This window comes from Chrysosporum bergii ANA360D (assembly GCF_029891735.1).
In the GTDB taxonomy this organism is placed as follows: Bacteria; Cyanobacteriota; Cyanobacteriia; order Cyanobacteriales; family Nostocaceae; genus Umezakia; species Umezakia bergii.
In genome coordinates this window covers 12,042-27,675 of sequence record NZ_JANQDH010000019.1, presented here as the reverse complement: position 1 = coordinate 27,675, position 15,634 = coordinate 12,042, and the positions used below count along the sequence as shown (strand labels likewise).

Genomic DNA, 15,634 nt, shown 5'->3' with positions numbered 1-15,634 from the left:
TAGCAAAAAATCACAAAATATATTATGAAAATCACAAATCTATTGGTCAATAATAAATGAAACCATTAATTATTCATGTAGTCGGGGAATCCATCCGGGGCAACCGGGGAATAAATTCCCCGTCTCAAAGCTGAAGTCCGTTAAAACGGACTAATATGACACTAGCAAAAAATCACAAAATATATTATGAAAATCACAAATCTATTGGTCAATAATAAATGAAACAAGCAGGATGCTTGTGTTACCAGTCGGTTTTAACCGACTTTAGCTATCAGACAGGGAATTTATTCCCAGGCTCCCCCCCACCGATCGCCAACCCATCCCACAACAAATGAAACAAGCAGGATGCTTGTGTTACCAGTCGGTTTTAACCGACTTTAGCTATTAGACAGGGAATTTATTCCCTGGCTCCCTTGTTCAACCCAAAAATCAACCCAAAAATCAACCCAAAAATCAACCTAAAAATCAACCTAGACTGGTATAATTCATCAATATATACCAAAGATTCACCATAACCCAACACCAGGTTTTTACCATGAGCATTACTAACCGGGAACGAGTAGGGAGAGGTTTAGACATCCTCCATCAAGGCTTATATCCTTTCGTAGAAAGAGAAATGCGAGTGATATACCAAGATAGTTGGCTAGCAGCAGCCGCTCCCTTTGTGTCGGAAGATCGCACCCTACGCCGCACAGTTGCGCAAATACTCCAACAAGATATTGGGGATGTGTTAAAAGTCATGTGGCATAAGTGGTATGATGTATTTAAACAAACCCTTGGTAATGCGGAAAAAAACCTGGTTGGTGAATTAATGACCATTCGCAATGGCTGGGCCCACAATCAAACATTTAGCACTGATGATACTTACCGCGCCCTAGATACCATTAGCCGCCTGCTCAGTGCTGTTTCCGCCCCACAAGCAGAGGAAATAGAAAAACAAAAACAAGAACTCCTCCGCATCCGGTTTGATGAACAAGCCCGCAGCGAAAGTCGCAAAGTCGCCGCTAGACCCTTAGAAATCAACACCATGGGGGGACTCAAGCCCTGGCGAGAGGTGGTCACTCCCCACCCCGATGTGGCTTCTGGTCGCTACCAACAAGCAGAATTTGCCGCCGACTTGTGGCAAGTCTACCAGGATGAAGGGGCTGACGAGTACCGCTTACCTACGGAATTTTTTCGCCGCACTTATATCACTGAAGGACTAAAACAGTTATTAACTAATGCCCTCTGCCGACTTTCTGGGCAAAGTGCCGACCCGGTAATTGAACTACAAACAAATTTTGGTGGTGGTAAAACCCACGCTTTGCTCTCATTATATCATATGTGCTTGGGATGTTCTATAGAGGAATTACCTATATTAAAACCAATATTAGAGCAAGCTGGCACTTCGGAACTGCCCAAAAATGTCAACACTGCCATTATTGCAGGTAACAAAATACCCCCCGGTGAACCTGATCGCCAAAAAGATGGTACTCTAGTCAGAACACTATGGGGACAAATAGCCTGGCAACTGGGAGGTAGACAGGGTTACGAAATGGTGAGAGAAGCCGACGAAACCTCCACCAACCCCGGAGACAAACTGAAAGATTTATTTAACCGTTATGCCCCTTGCTTAATTCTCATTGATGAGTGGGTAGCCTATGCCCGCCAACTCCATGATAATCCAGATTTACCGGGCGGAACCTTTGATACTCACTTCACCTTTGCCCAAACTTTAAGCGAATCAGCTAAAAACGCCGATCGCACCCTATTAGTAGTTAGTATACCTGCTTCTGAGGTAGAAATGGGGGGAGAAAGGGGCAAGGAAGCCACCAAGCGGCTCAAGAATGCCATTAGTCGGGTGGAGTCTCCCTGGCGACCAGCCAACGCAGAAGAAAGTTTTGAAATTGTCCGTCGGCGCTTATTTCAACCAATCACCGATCCTAACTTATTTGTAGCTAGGGATGCGGTAGTGCAGGCATTTAGTGATATGTATCGTACACAGCCCCAGGAATTTCCTTCAGAATGTCGCCAAGCCGAATATGAGCGCCGGATGCAGCAAGCCTACCCCATACATCCAGAGCTATTTGACCGACTCTACAGCGACTGGTCGAGTATAGACACATTCCAGCGTACCAGAGGTGTACTGCGGCTCATGTCGAAAGTAATTCATTTTCTGTGGGAACAGAGCGATCGCAGCCTTATGCTCCTACCTTGTAACATACCCATGGCAGATAGTCAAGTGCAATCAGAACTGACCCGTTATTTAGAGGACTCCTGGGTACCAATTATAGAAAAAGACGTAGACGGCGTTAACTCTCTTCCTGTTTTCCTAGATGGTCAAAACCCCAACCTAGGGAGGTACTCTGCTTGTCGCCGGGTGACTCGGACTATTTACCTTGGTTCCGCCCCCAACTTAAGAGCAGCCAACTTAGGTATAGAAGATCGGCGCATCAAACTAGGCTGTGTACAACCAGGAGAAACCACCGCCACCTTTGGTGATGCTCTCCGTCGTCTCAGCGACCAAGCCATTTATCTTTATGTTGGTGATGGTAATCGTTATTGGATTTCCACCAAACCCAATGTCACCCGCACCGCCCAAGACCTAGCCCAGGAAATTAAACAAGACCACAACCGGGTTTGGGAAGAGATTATTCGCCGTTTGAGAACCGACCAACATCGGGGAGAATTTGCTGGAATACACATCGCCCCCAATTCCAGTGCAGACATTCCCGACGAACCCACTATGGGAGTGCGGTTAATTGTCCTCAGCCCCCAGTATACCCACAGTAACAAAGTTAAAGATAGCTCTGGTTATCAGCAAATCCAAGAAATTCTTGCCCACAAAGGAAACGGACTACGTAGCTGTAAGAACCTATTGTTATTTTTACTAGCAGACCAAAGCAAACTAGATACATTAACCGAATATGTTTGTGAGTTTCTAGCCTGGGACTCTATCCTACGCAGTAAGGATGATTTAAACCTTGATGTTTTCCAAAAAAAGCAAGCACAACAAAAGCGAGACAGCAATGATCAAAGACTCAACATATTAGTTAAGGAAACTTATGAATGGTTAATATTTCCCAATCAACCAGACCCACAACAATCTATCACATGGCAAGAAATCCGCATCCAAGGACAAGAATCCCCCATCATCCAGGCGAGTAATAAACTGGTTCACGAAGAATACTTAATTTGTAATTATTCCGCCCAAAACTTACGTTTAGAAATCCTAGAACCTTACATTTGGCCTAACAAGAACCATATTGACACCAAAACCCTGTGGCAATACATCACCAACTACCCCTACCTAGCGCGGATGAAAAACGAGCAAGTATTACTCACAGCCATAGAACAGGGAGTAGCAACACCACTGCTAACAGAAAACTTTGCCTACGCCACCGGCTACGACGAAACCCAGCAACGTTATCTAGGCTTAAAAACTTGTCAAGGTATCAAAGCCACTATCAGCAGCCAAACCTTAATAGTTAAACCAGACATAGCCGCCCAACAACTGCAAGCAGAGCGAACACCAGAAACCAAAAAAGAAAACACCACCAACCACAAAACATCAATTGATGGTGTTATGACAAATACAGTTACTATAAAAAAAGATTATAACACTAAATCAGACCCAACACCACCACCAGAAAAAAAACTGCGCCGTTTTCATGGTTCAGTTGACCTAGACCCCCTGCGAGTTATCCGAGATGCTGAATCAGTGACCAACGAAGTTATACAACATCTAGCCAGTTTAGTAGGTTCCCAAGTGCAGATCACCTTAGAAGTGCAAGTGCAATTACCCGAAGGAGTCCCAGATCATATTATCCGCACAGTCACAGAAAACTGCCGCACTCTCAAATTTAAAACTCACAATTTTGAACAAGAATAATTGTACTACAAATCCTGCTTGTTGCTTAGTAAATCTGTGTTAATACTGATAAATGTACCTCACTTGGGCAAAATTCCCCATACCTAATTAGAATATGATATTTTTTCAAGCGGGCATTTTGCTCCCTTTCACCATAACATCAGTATGAAAATAAAATCCCAACATATTATACTTACTATCTTCTGTTTCAGCATTGTTTTTTACCACCAAGTAGCCATAGCCAGTATTACATCACCTTTACGCAGTGAAAAAGCAATGGTGGTTTCAGCCCATCCCTTAGCTAGTGACGCAGGAATTGCCATATTACGCCAAGGTGGTAATGCTGTTGATGCTGCTGTGGCCACAACCTTTGCCATTTCTGTAGTTGAACCATTTTCCGCCGGAATTGGCGGGGGTGGGTTTTTATTGATGCACTCTGGCCAAACAGGAGAAATCAAAGCCTTGGACTTTCGGGAACGCGCCCCCCTGAAAGCCACCAGAAATATGTATTTAGATGGGGAAGGTAAGGTACGCCCCCATGCTAGTGTGACTGGGTATTTAGCTGTAGCCACACCGGGAACAGTGGCGGGAATGTATGAGGTGCATGGTCGTTATGGTAAGTTACCCTGGGCAGAAGTGGTAAAACCAGCCATTGCTTTGGCTAAAGACGGCTTTATTCTCAGACGTGCTTTATCTCCTGGTAGTTATACAGCCGACCAGTCACGTATCCAGGCAATATTAAATAATCCAGGGATGCGAGATATTTTTACCCGTAACGGTGATTTTTATCAACCAGGGGAAAGACTGGTACAACCCGACCTAGCCCAGACTTTAACGGAAATTGCCCGCAATCCCCAAAGTTTTTATACTGGAAGTATAGCCCGTGCGATCGCATCTGACATGGCCAAAAACGGGGGTTTAATTACCCTAGCAGACCTGAAGGCCTATAAACCAATTTGGCGGAGTCCTGTTTGTGGTCAATTTCGCCAAGCCCAAGTTTGCTCAATGCCTCCTCCTTCATCAGGTGGTGTACATTTATTGCAAATGTTAAATATTATCGGTGCAACTGATTTAAAATCTTTAGGATGGCATCACCCGGACGCACTGCATTTAATGACCGAAGCCATGAAAATTGCTTATGCTGACCGGGCAGAATATTTAGGCGATCCAGATTTTATCAAAGTTCCAGTCACAGAACTAATCAGCCCATTCTACGCAGCAAAACGCCGTCAACAAATTGACATAGACAGGGCTAAACCAGCCACAGACATCAAAGCCGGTGATTTAAGTTTAATCCCTGTTGGTGAGTCCACAGAAACTAGCCATTTAACTGTGGTAGATGAAGAACGTAACGCCGTGAGTCTGACCTTTACCATTAATCTAGGCTTTGGTGCAGGTGTGGTCACACCAGGAACGGGTATTGTTCTTAATAATGAGATGGATGATTTTTCTGTCGCCCCGGGAGTACCCAATGCTTTTGGTTTAGTGGGTAACTCAGCCAACTCCATCGCTCCCCGGAAAACTCCTTTATCTAGTATGACCCCTACAATTATCACAGAGAATAACCGTCTCCGTTTGGCTTTGGGGACTCCCGGCGGTAGCACGATTATCACTCAGGTACTGCAAGTCATCCTCAATGTGCTAGAATACCGCATGGATGTTGGTGCAGCAGTATCTGTACCTCGCATACATCACCAGTGGCTACCAGACTACTTGCGTGTAGAACGTTGGGGTTTAGACACTCTGACCCTACAAGAGTTACGCCGTCGGGGACATGAAATTAAGGAAAGTAACTCTTGGGGTAACATGAATGCGATCGCAGTCACAGAGGATGGAAAATTAGAAGGTGCAGCAGACCCCCGTGGTGGAGGTTTTGCTAGTGGTTGGTAGAAAAAAATTCTACTTTCAATTTCTAATCTTTTAATGATTGTGCGTAACTGCTGCTAAACTCATGAGCGCGGGCGCTGGGTACTAAATTCCATCCCGCTTTGAGAAGTTTTTGATAAGTCGCCCAACCCTTAGATCCCCTAGGAATTTGATAATCTGGTACTGCAAATTGAGGAAAAGCTGTATAAGGTCGCCAAGGTTGACCCAGACCGGCTTGCAAGTGGAGTATTTTCTCTCCATCCTCCCCTGACTTTGATAACCAACACATTTGACGTTGCATGGCAAACTCCTTTCAGTTTTGCTTGGTTGCATACTGGCAGAATTTGGTGAATATCTGCCTCGGCCTTGTGGGATAATTGCTGTTACTGTTGGTATTGCTGTGATTGGTAATTCTGAGTAAGTAAGATTTTTCTCATAGTAACTACAGTTGTGGTGAGTGTATGTAGCAATGACTACGATTTAGGCATATATTACAAATTTAGACCAAGTGACGTACATCTTGAGGAAAGCAGTGGCAGTATAGTCGAGGGATGCTCGCACTACAAGACGATCATTTACATTTCTATCCCGCTTGTTTAACAAATGCTCTATAGTCAAGAAATAGAGAACAATACACTCCACAAGAGTTTGATCACTCTAAAAACTAAACTAGTACAGCAGTACGATAAACATTAGATTAACTAAACTAGCCATGAGAGAATATTTAAAGATTTGGGATGTGGGATTTAGTTAAGATGTTGTTCATGTTTAATAACCACTGGTAACAAGGCTCATCAATTGGTGCGATGTTTCTGCGTTGCTGTGCCAAAGACTCTGTGTATGCCGTAATCCAAGCTACAGCAAGTTCTGGTTCTGATGCTGCTTCATCTGTCAATGCGCGTTCAAACTGTTGTTTAATCCACTGTGCAAAAGTTAAAATTTCTAAAGATATTGTATAAAAATCCTCAATTTCTGCACATCTGGGCTGTAACTCATCAAGTCTTTCAGGTTCAACACTTGTAACAAACCCAGCCCGTTGGATAGCGGGATGTAACTCCAATTTTTCTGACAACTCTTCAATCTCATCTCTCAGATATGATTTGCCATATTTAGCATCCCAAGCTTCCACAATTTGTCTATCTTCCACAAGCTCAATATCACCAACATTTCCATGCTTTTTATTGGCTGACCGCATTTGTGAAAGGGGTTTAAGGAAGCTATTGGGAAAAACCTGATAATCTTGCATTGCTTGCATCAAACTATGCATAGCAATTTCCATTAATCGAGCAGCATAATCAGATTGGTTGATGTGATCAAGAATGAGACTAAATGCAGTTTCTTGATTGATGACTTTTCTTGACAAAAAGATACTAAGCTGATCAATAACCTGGGAAGCTAGTTTTTTAAAATTGGCTGTCTGATTAAGTAATTGTAACAAAAGATATCGTAATGCAATATCAGCAGCTATTTGACCTGTTTCGATTTCTTCAACCAGGTTTACCCATTCAGAACGCGCACCGCGTATATTAGCTTTGTATACCATTGAATATGGATAATTTTCCGCCAAGCTGCGCGTCATAAAAATCCCATCAGCATTTAGCCTTAGTAATTCATATTCTCGTAGTACAGGTGTAATGTACTTCTTATCAAGAGAACGCATTGAGATTCCATCGCGCCAAGAAAAATCTTTAGTTTTTGCGCTACCTTTATGCAACCTAATATTTTGCTCTGGTTCAATTGACTTAACGCATAGTTGTAATATAGTCAGCCCGACTAATGCTCGACCAACTTCACTAGTCACTGATTGAACTAGTCTATCTAAGAGATGTTTATTGACTGGCGTTAATTCAGAAAAATCAAGATGCTCGGAGTCATCTCTACAAGCTAAAATTTGAGTTTCTAGATAACCGTTGGCTAACTCTCCTGTTATCTTTTTATATCGTGCTTTTGCTGCTTGACTCATTCCTCCTTCATCAAATACTTGAACTGTACCATCAGGAAGAATCAATTCGCTTCGATTAGCATAAACTCTTAAATGTAATTCACTCATAATGCAGCTACAAAATCTTACGGAGTTGAACACTTCTTGGATTTAGTGTAGGGAAAGCATAGGGAATTAGATACTCACCTACAGGAATTTGGGGATTTGTATTATGACTTCTGACCTCGTAGCCCATAGCTCTTAGAGATTGGAGGTGAGGAAATACATCCTCTTCATTAACACCCCAATGCTGTGCAAATTCTTTGGACTTGAGTTGAGCAGAAGTAGTGATCCCTCTAGTGACACATTGAACTACACGCCAAAGAGAATTAATTTTTGACTGGATACAAAAGTTCATCACACCGATGATATGAGCATTATACTGATAATACCCAGATAACTGGACTAAATCTGCTTGGCCTGTAGCTTCGTTCAATTTTTCTTCAAAAGCTTTCCAAAGAGATGTAAAGACCTGTGTACTCAATTGTTTAGCACATAGCTTAACTGAGTTAGTACCAAGAACCCAGTCATCATAACCAGATGAAGGATTAACATCAATAAAAAATTGACATGGTTCTTCCCAATTTCCATTAGTGCTTGCTGTAATTATCCAAGCGGAAGAATTTAATTTGTAGTTTAAGTAAATTTTGAAGCAGTTAGACACTGGTTCTTCTGTCAATGAAAAATTATCCATAGATAAAAATCTAACACATACTTCGTTTTTCTCATAAATATCTGATTTTATTTTTCCTTGTTTATATAATTCATTAATTGCTAATTGGGCTTTTTGAAAGTAAACCTGTGTTAATGATTTCTTACGTTTTCTGAAACCTAATTGTTTATTTTCAGGCAAATAAGCTATGTCAAAAGGTAATTTAACCTCCATGACTTGCTCTAAGATGCTGAGGGCTAAAATTCTTCCTAATTGGGGAGGAACTGAATTACCAATTTGTTCAATGGCAACTTGTCTGTTACCAACTATTTCATACTCATCAGGAATAGTTTGTAAGCGTTTTAATTCTGAAACAGAAAATCTGCGATTTTTCCAACTAAAAGGACCGGTATATTGTCCACCTTGAGCCTTAATTGTTCGTACTGGAGTGTCAGGATCTGCTTTATAAAGAAAGTCAGAGAATTTTGCTCGCCAACTAAAAATCGGCTGAGGATAACCCATCTTTTTGGTATAAAAACTGTAGTTAAGCCCTGGTGGAATATCATCAAGTAAATAACCAAATCGTCCGCCTAAGCCTAATTCTAAATCGGAAATAGCTGCACCTTCCACAGCTTCGGCGGCGGAGTAATATGGTTGGTGATCAAGTGAGTCTAGTCCATGGGTGGGATATGGAAATAAATATCTTCCTTGTTTCAAGCCAACAATAAACAAACGCTCACGATGCTGAGGAACACCATAGTCAGCAGCATCTAGAATACGAAAGTAAATGTTATATCCAACTGCTTGAAAAGCTGATTGAATCGCTTGCCAAGCTGCTCCTTTGTTGGCACCAGTAATTCCGTATACATTTTCAAATAAAAATCCTTGAGGTTGAAGTATATTTAAAATACGGACATATTCTTCAAATAATCTTCCTCTAGTATCAGCTGTTCCCATTACACCGGCGGCTCTACGTCCAGCCGCAGAAAAAGTTTGGCATGGTGGTCCCCCAATAATAAAATCCACTTTGAGATCAGGATCAGGTGAATAGTGTATTATATCCATGCAAATGGGCTGAGAACCTTCTAGCCACTTTCCTGATTTCGAGTTTTTTTCCAGTGTCTCAATGTATTTATCTTTTAGTTCAACCATCTGGAGGATCTGAAATCCAGAATCATGAAATGCAATATCCAGCCCACCACCACCAGAAAATAAGCTAAGGGTTTTTACTGGAGAAATGCCCTGTCGCTGTAAATATTGACGAAGAGATTTACCAAAATTGTCAGGCCATGCAGCCTCTTGTCTCATCTCAAGAGCAGTTAAGATATTTTGAAACCAATTTATATTAGCTGGTTCACAGTGAAGTAGTTCAAGAGCAAGAGACAGTTGTTCCATGGTAACCAGAAAAATCAACTACATAACCTTGATTTTAGTACACAAAAGTCAGTGGCAGTAATTCCTAACTATCTACCGTTACTCAGATTTAATTTTTAGCCAAAACTGGTAAATTAGCAAGTATTACCACATATTCGCCAGGAAAAAATTATGGAAAAGCGCAAACTAGGTAGATCAGACATTGAAATTACGCCCATCTTGATGGGGACTTGGCAAGCTGGTAAAACTATGTGGACGGGAATTAAAGATACTGATTCCATTAACACTATCCGCGCCGCCTTTGCAGCTGGTATTACTACCATTGATACTGCGGAAATCTATGGACAAGGACACTCAGAACAAATCATAGCCGCGGCTTTATCCGATGTGCGCGATCGCGTGGTGTATGCTTCTAAAGTTTTTGCTAATCATCTCAAGTATGATTTAGTTATAGCAGCCTGCGATCGCTCTTTAAAAAATCTCCAAACTGACTATATCGACCTATACCAAATACATTGGCCTTCTGGGTCTTTTAACTCAGAAGTTGTTCCCATTGAAGAAACCATGGCGGCTTTAAATCAACTCAAAGACCAAGGAAAAATCCGCTCTATTGGTGTTTCTAACTTTTCCCGGACTCAGTTAGCAGAGGCCGCTCAGTATGGAATTATAGACAGCCTACAACCGCCTTATTCTTTATTTTGGCGGTCAGTAGAACAAGATGCTATGGCTTATTGCATAGAAAATAATATTTCTATTCTAGCTTATTCACCCTTAGCCCAGGGATTATTAACTGGGAAATTTGCCCCCGGTCATCAGTTTGACCCTGAAGACAACCGGGCTAAAAATAAATTATTTCAAGGAGAAAACTTTGAACTGGCCCACCAAGCTCTAGAAAAGTTGCGCCCCATAGCAGCCCGTCATAATTGTAGCCTAGCTCAATTATCATTAGCTTGGTTAATTGCCCAGCCCCAAACCAGCGCCATTGCTGGAGCGCGTTATCCTCAGCAAGCAGAAGACAACGCCCACGCTGTTGATGTTCAATTATCCCCGGAGGAACTGGCACAAATAGATACCATTGGACGCATGGTCACTGATCATTTAGACCAAGATGCTGTGATGTGGAATTGGTAGTTATGGCGGGTACTTCGCTTCTCCCCCGTTCCCTATTCCCCTTACTCATATTATGATATTGAATCTACCAGCATTTACCCTAAATTAACCATGACCCAAAACTACCGTATTACTCTACTCCCTGGCGATGGCATTGGCCCTGAAATTATGACCGTAGCGGTAGATGTGCTAACAGTTGTCGGTAAGCAATTTGATCTGGAATTTCAATTTTTACCCGCTTTAATTGGCGGTGCAGCAATTGACGCTACAGGAGAACCTCTACCATCTATCACCCTGGAAACTTGTCGCCATAGTGACGCTGTGTTACTAGCGGCTATTGGTGGTTATAAGTGGGACTCTCTACCATCCCATTTACGCCCAGAAGCAGGTTTATTAGCATTGCGGGCTGGATTAGAATTATTTGCTAATCTCCGTCCAGCCCAAATTTTGCCCCAGTTAATCGACGCTTCTAGTTTAAAACCAGAAGTTGTGACCGGGGTAGATATTATGGTGGTGCGGGAACTCACAGGTGGTATTTATTTTGGTAAACCCAAGGGCATTTTCACTACTGATACCGGAGAAAAACGCGGTATTAATACCATGGTTTACACTGAATCAGAAATTGATCGCATTGGGCGAGTCGCCTTTGCAGCAGCCCGTAAACGAGGTAAAAAGCTATGTTCTGTAGATAAAGCCAATGTATTAGAAGTATCACAACTGTGGCGCGATCGCATGACTCAATTAGCCCAGGAATATCCTGATGTGGAACTATCTCACTTATATGTAGATAATGCCGCCATGCAGTTAGTACGCGCACCGAAGCAATTTGACACCATAGTCACTGGTAATTTATTTGGTGATATCCTTTCCGATGCTGCTGCCATGCTCACTGGTAGTATTGGGATGTTACCTTCAGCCAGTTTAGGCGCTTCTGGTCCTGGTGTATTTGAACCAGTCCACGGTTCAGCCCCGGATATCGCCGGACAAGATAAAGCCAACCCTCTGGCTCAGGTATTGAGTGCAGCCATGATGTTACGCTATGGTTTAAATCAGCCCCAAGCAGCAGACAAAATAGAACAAGCCGTTTTACAAGTTTTAGCCCAGGGCGATCGCACGGGTGATATTATGTCGCCAGGAATGAATCTCTTAAGTTGCCAGTCCATGGGAGAATCATTAATTAAAGCATTGGCAAAATCGGCATAGGCTCATAAATATAGTTTCCTAAATTTGGCATTTTGGCAACATTTTTTGAATGTATCCGATAAACTAAAAACAAATCTAGTAATCATATAACAGTCGATAGTGCAAGCATTACGACAAGAACAGGCAAAATACACTGCCCCTAAAAACCAGTCAGCTTTGATTGATCCAGCCCTCATCAGAGCAGCCGGGCAGATTTATTACATTCACTGTGAAGTACATCCAGAAATAGCTGGACAACCTTCGGGAGTGGCAATTAACCAAGTTACTCTGCGGGGTAAAGTGATTTTTACTCACCAACCAGTGCTTTTACCCCAGGAATGTTTTATACCGTTAAGTCTCATTGAATCACATATGTATTAACCCTTGGGGATGGATAAACTTTTCTCAAAGACCTACACTCTGTAAAAATGTCTTCAGGTTTTTGTGGACACAGAAACTAAAGACTAAACTAGTGTATGGAAAATGACAAAAGACTATATGAACATTTTGATAGTCGTCCCGGCGAGTATCGTTACCTTGGCTATGGGTGTATCTATTGGCAGCTTTATCAATGTTGTAGCTTATCGGCTACCCGCTCGGCTATCTGTGTTGTGGCCGGCTTCTCGCTGTCCCCGTTGCTTAACCAAGCTCAAAGCTTATGATAATGTCCCCGTGCTGGCATGGGTATATTTAAAAGGGCGATGCCGTTATTGTCAAACTAAGATATCCATCCGTTATCCGGTGGTGGAAGGGATAACGGGTATAATTTTTTTGCTGATATTTTGGCAGTTTCAAGCTTCTATTTTGACAGTAGGTTACTGGGCTTTTTCCGGTTGGCTGTTGGCCTTAGCCCTGATTGACCTGGATACAATGACCCTACCTAATGTATTAACTAAATCTGGTTTAGTGGTGGGGATTTGCTTTCAAATGGCCGTGGGTTTTTTTCTCCATGGGGGTTGGGTGGGATTATTGAATCACCTAATTATGGGTATTGGGGGCGCTGTACTAGGATTATGGCTATTTGATGCTATCGCTATATTTGCTTCTCTGGCCTTGGGTAAAACTGCTATGGGGGCTGGTGATGCTAAATTAGCAGCCATGATGGGGGCTTGGTTAGGGTGGAAGTATTTACTTGTGGCTAGTTTTATTGCTTGTGTGGTGGGTGTAATAGTGGCTGGGGGGGCAATGGTACTATCAAAGCAACAAATGGGACAAAAAATACCTTTTGGCCCTTTTTTGGCTATGGGAGCAATCATCACCTTATTTACTGGTGAAGGTATTTTGTCTACCTACCTGGGATTATTTTTTCTCTAAGTTTTTCTCTAAGTGTTTTCTCCATTTGTAATACAGATTACTTCATGCTTCTTTTACATTTTGGTAAGATGGACTTATAAATGTCCTCACGGAGGAGTCCTTGAGTGAACTTACAGTGAAAGAATCTAAAGTTAAAATGGGGTCTTATTGGCATTTGCACAAAACTAAATTGACATCCAATTAAAAAAAAGATAAAAATGGCAAGTAACGAAGAATCACGTGGTTTAAAGTCTCTGTTCGACTGGTTTGCAAACCGACGAAAATCAGGATCTACCAACTTGGAACGCCGAGAACGGGAAATTGCTGATGGATTGTGGCACAAGTGTCCTCAATGTGGCGTATTGTCCTATGCAAAAGACTTGAAATCTAACCAGATGGTCTGTGTTGAATGTGGACATCATAATCGAGTGGATAGCGACGAGCGTATCCGCCAGTTGATAGATATAAATACCTGGGAAGCCATAGATGAACATCTGCGCCCCACAGACCCCCTGCAATTTCGCGATCGCAAACCTTACAGCGATCGACTCCGGGAAATGGAAAACAAACTGGGTTTAGTGGATGCAGTTAAAACCGGTCTGGGTGAAATCAACGGTTTACCCATAGCCCTGGGAGTGATGGACTTCCGCTTTATGGGTGGTAGTATGGGTTCAGTAGTGGGAGAAAAACTCACCCGGTTGATTGAGCAAGCAACTCAGCGCCGTTATCCTGTGGTGATTGTCTGTACCTCCGGTGGGGCGAGAATGCAAGAAGGGATGCTGTCCTTAATGCAAATGGCTAAAATCTCTGGCGCTTTAGAACGTCATCGTCAAGCCAGACTACTATATATTCCCGTATTAGCCAACCCCACCACAGGAGGCGTTACCGCCAGCTTTGCCATGTTGGGAGATGTTATTTTGGCAGAACCCAAAGCAACCATTGGTTTTGCAGGTCGCCGCGTCATTGAACAAACCCTGCGAGAAAAACTACCAGAAGATTTTCAAACCGCAGAAGACTTGTTAAAACATGGTTTTGTAGATGAGATTGTACCCCGTACCCAATTAAAGAATACTCTAGCCCAGTTGATTGCCTTGCACCAACCCCTACCCAGCACCCACTCAATGATGCTGTGGGAAACCATGAGTTTTAGTTCTGCTGTGGTTGAATAATTAAAAGTAATTTTCCTGTCTGTTATTTAGGGGCGTATTCTACGCCCCTAATTTTTTGAGATTGAGATTTTGGACTGTTCCATGTTCCCTGCTAAAGCTCAGATAGTCTGGGAAGACTTAAATGTTAGTGGGTTGGTGGGAAACCACAAGCTAGCCAAGAGTATTAGAGTATTTCTGATGCTTGTTGTTACAACTTGCTTCAATTAAGACCGGGAGTGTCAAGATAGAGAATATGAAGTCGCCAACATCTTACGGCAAAACATGGGTAGTATTTGGGAACTCGATTTTTACTCCCGTCCTATTTTGGACGAAAACCACAAAAAAGTTTGGGAACTGTTAGTTTGTCAAAGTCCTGGGGATATTCGCACCAAACCGGAATCTTTGTTTCGTTATGCTAAGTATTGTCCCAGCACTCAGGTAAACTCCGTTTGGTTGCGGAAAGCTTTAGAGGAAGCCATTGAGCAAGCTGGGGAGACCCCAGTTAAAATCCGCTTTTTCCGCCGTCAAATGAATAATATGATTACTAAAGCTTGTCAGGATATAAGTATCCCAGCCCAACCGAGTCGCCGCATTTTAGTTCTCCATCAATGGTTAAAACAGCGAATGGTAGAAGTTTATCCTCAAGCACCAGGTTATCAAGAAGGAACTAATCCTTCCGTGCGCTTAGATAATCCTTTACCCCAACGGTTACCAGATGCTTTAGAAGGTCAGCAGTGGGTGTTTGTCAGCTTATCAGCCGCTGAATTTGCGGAAATGCCAGAATGGGAAATTGGTTTTGGTGAAGCTTTTCCTCTGGAATTGGCTAATATATCCCCGGAAACTTCTATTCCCGGTGTTTTAATTTTCTCTCCCAGGGCTTTACCCATAGCAGGGTGGATGTCGGGTTTGGAATTGGCTTGTTTAAACTTTGATAGTCAGCAGGGGGATAGACTAATTTTAGAAACTGGTGCTAGTGAAAGTTGGATTTTGGCCAATATCAAGAACCCGCAAACTTTAGTGAAGGCTCAAGAATATGAAAAAGCCAAACAACAAGCTAATGGGGTGCATTTTATTGGTATCCAGTCCGATCCCCAAGCAGACTCTTTTACAGGATTTTGGCTGCTCAAAGATTTTAATTTTGCTTAAGTATGGCACGTAACCGCCATAGGCGATCGCTA

At 42.5% G+C, this 15,634-nt stretch carries 11 protein-coding genes; 8 read left to right on the top strand and 3 right to left on the bottom strand.

All coding sequences use genetic code 11. The features are described from left to right. Window positions 1-535 precede the first annotated feature (535 nt). Both NWP17_RS02960 and ggt read left to right on the top strand, forming a co-directional pair. Window positions 536-3,871 carry a Swt1 family HEPN domain-containing protein gene (locus NWP17_RS02960; RefSeq protein ID WP_280653420.1) on the top strand — a complete coding sequence of 1,112 codons (3,336 nt, stop codon included), beginning with the start codon at window positions 536-538 and terminating at the stop codon, window positions 3,869-3,871. A gap of 144 nt (window positions 3,872-4,015) precedes the next feature. Beyond that, window positions 4,016-5,740 carry a gamma-glutamyltransferase gene (gene ggt / locus NWP17_RS02955; protein ID WP_280653419.1) on the top strand — a complete coding sequence of 575 codons (1,725 nt, stop codon included), beginning with the start codon at window positions 4,016-4,018 and terminating at the stop codon, window positions 5,738-5,740. Between the two features lie 22 nt (window positions 5,741-5,762). On the opposite strand, the gene NWP17_RS02950 is transcribed toward ggt, so the two are convergent. The 3 genes from NWP17_RS02950 to NWP17_RS02940 form a co-directional block, all read right to left on the bottom strand. Further along, on the bottom strand, window positions 5,763-6,017 hold the full coding sequence (locus tag NWP17_RS02950) for a hypothetical protein (RefSeq protein WP_280653418.1): 255 nt from the start codon (window positions 6,015-6,017) through the stop codon (window positions 5,763-5,765). Window positions 6,018-6,440: 423 nt separating this feature from the next. Continuing rightward, the gene (locus tag NWP17_RS02945) at window positions 6,441-7,766 is read right to left on the bottom strand and encodes a hypothetical protein (RefSeq protein ID WP_280653417.1); all 1,326 of its coding nucleotides are present in this window, start codon (window positions 7,764-7,766) and stop codon (window positions 6,441-6,443) included. A 7-nt stretch (window positions 7,767-7,773) separates the two neighbouring features. Next, window positions 7,774-9,744 (bottom strand): DNA cytosine methyltransferase, encoded by a 1,971-nt coding sequence (locus tag NWP17_RS02940; protein ID WP_280653416.1) that lies wholly within the window; start codon window positions 9,742-9,744, stop codon window positions 7,774-7,776. A gap of 150 nt (window positions 9,745-9,894) precedes the next feature. Here NWP17_RS02940 and NWP17_RS02935 point away from each other — a divergent pair, with 150 nt between their 5' ends. From NWP17_RS02935 to NWP17_RS02910, 6 genes are all read left to right on the top strand, one after another. Further along, on the top strand, window positions 9,895-10,854 hold the full coding sequence (locus NWP17_RS02935; RefSeq protein ID WP_280653415.1) for an aldo/keto reductase: 960 nt from the start codon (window positions 9,895-9,897) through the stop codon (window positions 10,852-10,854). Window positions 10,855-10,944: 90 nt separating this feature from the next. Next, window positions 10,945-12,036, top strand: coding sequence for a 3-isopropylmalate dehydrogenase (gene leuB / locus NWP17_RS02930; RefSeq protein ID WP_280653414.1), 1,092 nt, complete (start codon window positions 10,945-10,947; stop codon window positions 12,034-12,036). A gap of 99 nt (window positions 12,037-12,135) precedes the next feature. Further along, the gene (locus NWP17_RS02925) at window positions 12,136-12,396 is read left to right on the top strand and encodes a hypothetical protein (RefSeq protein WP_280653413.1); all 261 of its coding nucleotides are present in this window, start codon (window positions 12,136-12,138) and stop codon (window positions 12,394-12,396) included. A 117-nt stretch (window positions 12,397-12,513) separates the two neighbouring features. Then, window positions 12,514-13,329 carry a prepilin peptidase gene (locus NWP17_RS02920; RefSeq protein WP_280653421.1) on the top strand — a complete coding sequence of 272 codons (816 nt, stop codon included), beginning with the start codon at window positions 12,514-12,516 and terminating at the stop codon, window positions 13,327-13,329. 197 nt (window positions 13,330-13,526) lie between these two features. Continuing rightward, window positions 13,527-14,477: an acetyl-CoA carboxylase, carboxyltransferase subunit beta gene (accD, locus tag NWP17_RS02915; RefSeq protein WP_280653412.1), complete on the top strand. Its 951-nt coding sequence runs from the start codon at window positions 13,527-13,529 to the stop codon at window positions 14,475-14,477. A 261-nt stretch (window positions 14,478-14,738) separates the two neighbouring features. Next, entirely contained in the window at window positions 14,739-15,602 is an 864-nt protein-coding gene (locus NWP17_RS02910) for a Tab2/Atab2 family RNA-binding protein (protein WP_280653411.1), read from the top strand. Window positions 15,603-15,634: the final 32 nt, after the last annotated feature.

What these genes read in the sequence shown, in the direction of transcription:
- NWP17_RS02960 (WP_280653420.1), top strand. Translation starts at nt 536, where the DNA reads ATGAGCATTACTAACCGGGAACGAGTAGGGAGAGGTTTAGACATCCTC.
- ggt (WP_280653419.1), top strand. Translation starts at nt 4,016, where the DNA reads ATGAAAATAAAATCCCAACATATTATACTTACTATCTTCTGTTTCAGC.
- NWP17_RS02950 (WP_280653418.1), bottom strand. Translation starts at nt 6,017, where the DNA reads ATGCAACGTCAAATGTGTTGGTTATCAAAGTCAGGGGAGGATGGAGAG.
- NWP17_RS02945 (WP_280653417.1), bottom strand. Translation starts at nt 7,766, where the DNA reads ATGAGTGAATTACATTTAAGAGTTTATGCTAATCGAAGCGAATTGATT.
- NWP17_RS02940 (WP_280653416.1), bottom strand. Translation starts at nt 9,744, where the DNA reads ATGGAACAACTGTCTCTTGCTCTTGAACTACTTCACTGTGAACCAGCT.
- NWP17_RS02935 (WP_280653415.1), top strand. Translation starts at nt 9,895, where the DNA reads ATGGAAAAGCGCAAACTAGGTAGATCAGACATTGAAATTACGCCCATC.
- leuB (WP_280653414.1), top strand. Translation starts at nt 10,945, where the DNA reads ATGACCCAAAACTACCGTATTACTCTACTCCCTGGCGATGGCATTGGC.
- NWP17_RS02920 (WP_280653421.1), top strand. Translation starts at nt 12,514, where the DNA reads ATGAACATTTTGATAGTCGTCCCGGCGAGTATCGTTACCTTGGCTATG.
- accD (WP_280653412.1), top strand. Translation starts at nt 13,527, where the DNA reads ATGGCAAGTAACGAAGAATCACGTGGTTTAAAGTCTCTGTTCGACTGG.
- NWP17_RS02910 (WP_280653411.1), top strand. Translation starts at nt 14,739, where the DNA reads ATGGGTAGTATTTGGGAACTCGATTTTTACTCCCGTCCTATTTTGGAC.